Consider the following 5,092-nt stretch of genomic DNA (forward strand, 5'->3'; position numbering starts at 1 on the left):
CGGCGGCGTGCCGACGCAGGCCGGCGAGGCGGCCGGCGGGCCGGCGCCGACCCCGCACGACGCCGTCCCCCGGGACGTGCTGCGCACCGCCGTGCTGCCCAGCCCGGCGCAGGAGGCCGCCTGGGTGGCGCACGCCCTGCGGCGCGCGCACCTGGAGGACGGCACCCCCTGGGCCGAGATGGCGGTGATCGCGCGGTCCGGCGGCCAGGTCACCGCGCTGCGCCGCGCGCTCGGGTCGGCGCAGGTGCCGGTCGCGGTGGTCGGCAGCGACGTGCCCCTGCGCGACGAGCCCGCGGTGCGCCCGCTGCTGGACGCCCTGCGCGTCGCCCTCGGCCCGGACGCCGGTGGCTCGGCCCTGGACGCCGAGCTCGCCGCGCGGCTGTGCTGCTCCCCGCTGGGCGGGATGGACGCGGTGGGCCTGCGCCGGCTGCGCCGCAGCCTGCGCGCCGAGGAGGTCGCCCTGGGCGGTGGCCGTGCGAGCGACGAGCTGCTGGTCGAGGTGCTGCTGTCGCCGGCGCAGGCGGCCGCGCTGCAGCCGGTGGTGCGCCGGCCCGTCGCCCGGATCGCGACGGTGCTGGCGGAGGGTCGCGCGGCGGCCGCCGCGCCGGGCGCCGACGCGCAGGCCGTGCTGTGGGCGATCTGGGACGCGTCCGGCCTGGCCGAGCCGTGGCGGCGCTCGGCGCTGGCGGGCGGTCCGGGCGGGGCCCGCGCGGACCGCGACCTCGACGCGGTCCTGGCCCTGTTCCGCGCGGCGGAGACCTTCGTCGACCGGATGCCGCAGGCGCGCGCCGCCGCGTTCCTCGAGTGGGTCGAGGCGCAGGAGCTGCCCTCCGACACGATCGCCGCGCGCGCCCGGCGGGACGCGGTGTCCGTGCTGACCCCGGCGGGCGCCGCGGGGCGGGAGTGGGACGTGGTCGCGGTCGCCGGCGTGCAGGAGGGCGTGTGGCCGGACCTGCGGCTCCGCGACTCGCTGCTCGGCTCGCAGGCGCTGGTGGACGTGCTCGCGGGCCGGGGCGCCGGTCGTACCGCGGGGACGGAGGCCGCTGCCACGGACGCGCACGCCGTGGCGGAGGCGGGCGCCGCCGCCCGGGCCGCGGTCCTGGCCGACGAGCTCCGGTCGTTCCACGTCGCGGTGTCCCGCGCCCGGCGGGTGCTGCTGGTGACGGCGGTGTCCGACGAGGACGACCAGCCGTCGCCGTTCCTCGACCTGGTGGAGCCGAACGACGAGGACGACGACCCGCGGCGCACCGTCGCCCCGGCGCCGCTCGACCTGCGCGGCCTGGTCGCCCAGCTCCGCGGCCGGCTGGAGCAGTCCGCGCGCGAGGGCACCCCCGACGCCGAGGCCGCGGCGGTGCTCGCCCGCCTCGCCGACGAGGGCGTCCCCGGTGCCGACCCCGCCGAGTGGCACGGCCTGGCCGACCCGTCGAGCGACGCGCCGCTGTGGGCGGAGGGCCAGCGGGTCCCGGTGTCGCCGTCGCGGATCGAGACCGCCGGCACCTGCACGCTGCGCTGGGCCCTGGAGGCGGCGGGCGGCACGGCGCCGAGCAGCGCCCGCCAGTCGCTCGGCACGCTCGTGCACGCCCTCGCGCAGACCCACCCGCGGGGCGGCCGGGACGCGCTGCTGGCCGAGCTGGACCGGCGGTGGCCGGAGCTCGGGCTCGGGCACGGCTGGCCCGCGACGCTGGAGCGGCGGCGGGCGGAGGCCATGGTCGAGCGGCTCGCGGACTACCTGGAGCGGGCCGGCGAGCCGCTCGCGATCGAGGCGCGGTTCGAGCTCGAGCTGGACCGGGCCGTGGTCCGCGGGACGCTGGACCGGGTCGAGCGGGCGGAGCCGGGCCCGGCTCCGGCCGGGGTGGACGGTGCCGACGGCGGGTCGGGCGACGGCGCGCCGGTACCGGTCCGGGTCGTCGACCTCAAGACCGGGCGCACCGCCCCGTCGGCGCAGGAGGCGACCACCAACCCGCAGCTCGGCGCCTACCAGCTCGCGGTGGACGCCGGCGCGGTCGAGGGCCTGACGCCCGGGGCGGTCAGCGCGGGCGCGCAGCTCGTGTTCGTCTCGGACGTCAACAAGAACAGGGCGGCGCTGCGCGAGCAGCCCGCGCTCGGACCCGATGCGCCGGACGACCCGTCCTGGGCCCGGACCCACATCGAGGAGGTGGCGGAGCGGATGGCCGCCTCGTCGTTCGCGGCGACCGCGAACCCCCTGTGCGACCGCTGCCCGGTGCGCAGGTCCTGCCCGCTTCGCGACGAGGGCGGGCAGGTGGTCGCGTGACCGCGCCCGCCCTCGCCGCGACGCTGTCCGCGCTGGACATCGCCCGGCTGCTGCGCCGCGACCCGCCGACCGACGAGCAGGTCGCGGTCATCGAGTCGCCCCTGAGCCCCGCCCTGGTCGTCGCGGGCGCGGGCTCCGGCAAGACCGAGACGATGTCCGCCCGGGTGGTGTGGCTGCTCGCGAACGGGCTGGTCGCGCCCGAGGAGGTCCTCGGCCTCACGTTCACCCGCAAGGCCGCCGGCGAGCTCGCCGAGCGCGTGCGCCGCCGGCTGCGGCACCTGGCCCGCGCCGCGGCCGCCGAGGGCGTGCACCTGCCCGGTCTGTCCGTGGCGGAGGACGCGGCCGACGGCGGCGCCGCGCTGCTGACCGTCGCCCGGCCGACCATCTCGACCTACAACGCGTACGCCGCGTCCCTGGTGGGTGACCACGGGCTGCGGATCGGCGTCGAGCCCTCGGCCCGGCTGCTGGGCGAGGCCGCGCAGTGGCAGCTCGCCAGCGAGGTCGTCGAGTCGTGGACCGCCGACCTCGACTCGTCCGCGGCCGTGTCGACCGTGGTGGAGGCGGTGCTCACGCTGTCCGGCGCGCTGGACGAGCACCTGATCGACGCGGACGAGGCCCGGCGCCGCATCGAGGGCATCGTCGACGACATCGAGGCGACCCCGCCCGGCTCGCCGCCGCGGCAGCCGTACGCCAAGGTGCGCGAGCTCGTCGGCTCGCTGCGCGAGCGGCAGCGGATGCTCGACCTCGTGGCCGCGTACCGGGAGCGCAAGCGCGCCGCGGACGCCCTCGACTTCGGCGACCAGGTCGCCATCGCCGCCCGGCTGGCGCGGGACGTGCCCGAGGTGGGCGCGGGGGAGCGGGCCCGGTTCCGGGTCGTGCTGCTCGACGAGTACCAGGACACGTCGTACGCGCAGCTCGTCCTGCTGTCGCAGCTGTTCGGCGGCGGACACCCGGTGACCGCGGTCGGCGACCCGCACCAGTCGATCTACGGCTGGCGTGGCGCGAGCGCGGGCGGCCTCGAGCGGTTCCCCACGGACTTCCCGGACGTCGCCGACGACGGCGACCGGCGGCCCGCTGCCGTGTACGCGCTGTCGACGTCCTGGCGGAACGACGTCGCCGTGCTCGACGCCGCCAACCACGTCGCAGCGCCGCTGCGCCGGCCCGAGAAGGCCCGGGTGGCCCTGCCGACCCTCGGCGCCCGCCCGGGCGCGGGCGCCGGCGAGGTGATCGCGCACCTCGCCCCGACGCTGGAGGAGGAGGCGCAGGCGGTCGCCGAGTTCGTCGCCGCGCGCTGGCGGCCCGAGGGCGGTCCCGGCGTCGACGGCGGCGCGCCCGCGCCCGGCGGTGCGCGGGTCACCGCGGCGGTGCTGTGCCGCAAGCGCGCGCAGTTCCCGGTGCTGCACCGGGCGCTGCGGGCGGCCGGCCTGCCGGTCGAGGTCGTCGGCCTCGGCGGCCTGCTGAACACGCCCGAGGTCGTCGACGTCGTGGCGATCCTGCAGGCGGCGCACGACCCGTCCCGGGGCGACGCCCTCATGCGGCTGCTCACCGGCGCGCGGACCATGCTCGGCGCGGCGGACCTGCACGCGCTCGCGGACTGGTCGGCGCACCTGGCGCAGGGGCTGGACGCGCGGGCGGCGGCGGCCGTGGCGCGGGAGCGCGCGGCGTCGGCGGCGGGCGCGGGCGGCGCGGGCGCGGCCGGTGCGGGTGCGGCGGACGCCGGCGCGGGTCGCGGGGCCGGCAGCGCGGGCGAGGGCGGTCCCGGCCGGCTCGCCGGCGACGGGGTCGCGATCGACGGCGCCCCCTCCGCGGGGATCCCCGGCGACGGCACCGCCGAGCCGGCCCCGGTGGTGGCCGACGTGGTGGACGAGCGCAGCATCGTCGACGCCGTCGACTCCCCGCCGCCGCCGGGCTGGCGCAGCCCGGCCGGGCGCGGCCTCACCCCGGCCGGCCTGGCCCGGGTCACGGCCGTCGGCGAGGTGCTGCGCGCCGTCCGGCAGCACACCTACCTGTCGCTCCCGGAGCTGGTCGCGCACGCCGAGCGGCTGTGGGGCCTCGACATCGAGGTGGCGTCCCGCGCGGGCGTCGCGCCGGCCCGGGCCCGCGCGCACCTGGACGCGTTCCGCGAGGTCGCCGTGCGGTACGCGGACGCCACGGACGACCCGACGCTCGGCGGGTTCCTCGCGTGGCTGGAGTCGGCCGACGCGCACGAGCACGGGCTCGACATGCCGGTCGCCGAGCCGGACCCCGACGCCGTCCAGCTCATCACCGTGCACGCCGCCAAGGGCCTGGAGTGGGACGCGGTCGCCGTGGCGGGGCTGGTCGACGGCGGGCTGCCCGCGACCCGGACGCAGGGCCCGAACGGCCCGTCCGACTCCGCGTGGCTCACCGGGCTCGGCGAGCTGCCCTACCCGCTGCGCGGCGACCGGCACGACCTGCCCGACTTCGCCTACGCGGGCGCCGCCGACCCGAAGGACCTGGAGGAGCGGCGCAAGCAGTTCCTGCTGGACGCGGGCGACCACCAGGTCGCCGAGGAGCGCCGGCTCGCCTACGTGGCGTTCACCCGGGCGCGCGCGGCGCTGCTGCTGACGGGCGCGTGGTGGGGCGACGGGTCGCGGGTCCGGCCGCCGTCGCTGTTCCTCACCGAGGTGGTCGACGCGGGCCTGGCGCGGGTGGCCGGCTGGGCGGACCTGCCCGACGAGGGCGCCGAGAACCCGCGGACGCAGGAGGCGGCGGGCGCGGTCTGGCCGGCCGACCCGTTCGGCGGCGAGGCCGAGGGCGGCCCGGTGCGCCGGTCCGCGGTCGAGGCGTCCGCCGCGGCGG

Annotated in this window: 2 protein-coding genes; both read left to right on the plus strand. The window is 79.6% G+C overall.

Annotation, left to right across the window (positions count from 1 at the left end):
* Window positions 1-2,272, plus strand: a 2,272-nt coding sequence (locus G6556_RS16900) for a UrvD/REP family ATP-dependent DNA helicase (protein WP_166944017.1), incomplete at its 5' end; no start/stop codon positions are given.
* Window positions 2,269-5,092 (plus strand): ATP-dependent helicase (locus tag G6556_RS16905; RefSeq protein ID WP_166944018.1); only part of this gene is annotated, 2,824 nt, incomplete at its 3' end. The genes G6556_RS16900 and G6556_RS16905, both read left to right, overlap by 4 nt.

This window comes from Cellulomonas sp. IC4_254 (genome assembly GCF_011603975.1).
Taxonomy (GTDB): Bacteria; Actinomycetota; Actinomycetes; order Actinomycetales; family Cellulomonadaceae; genus Cellulomonas.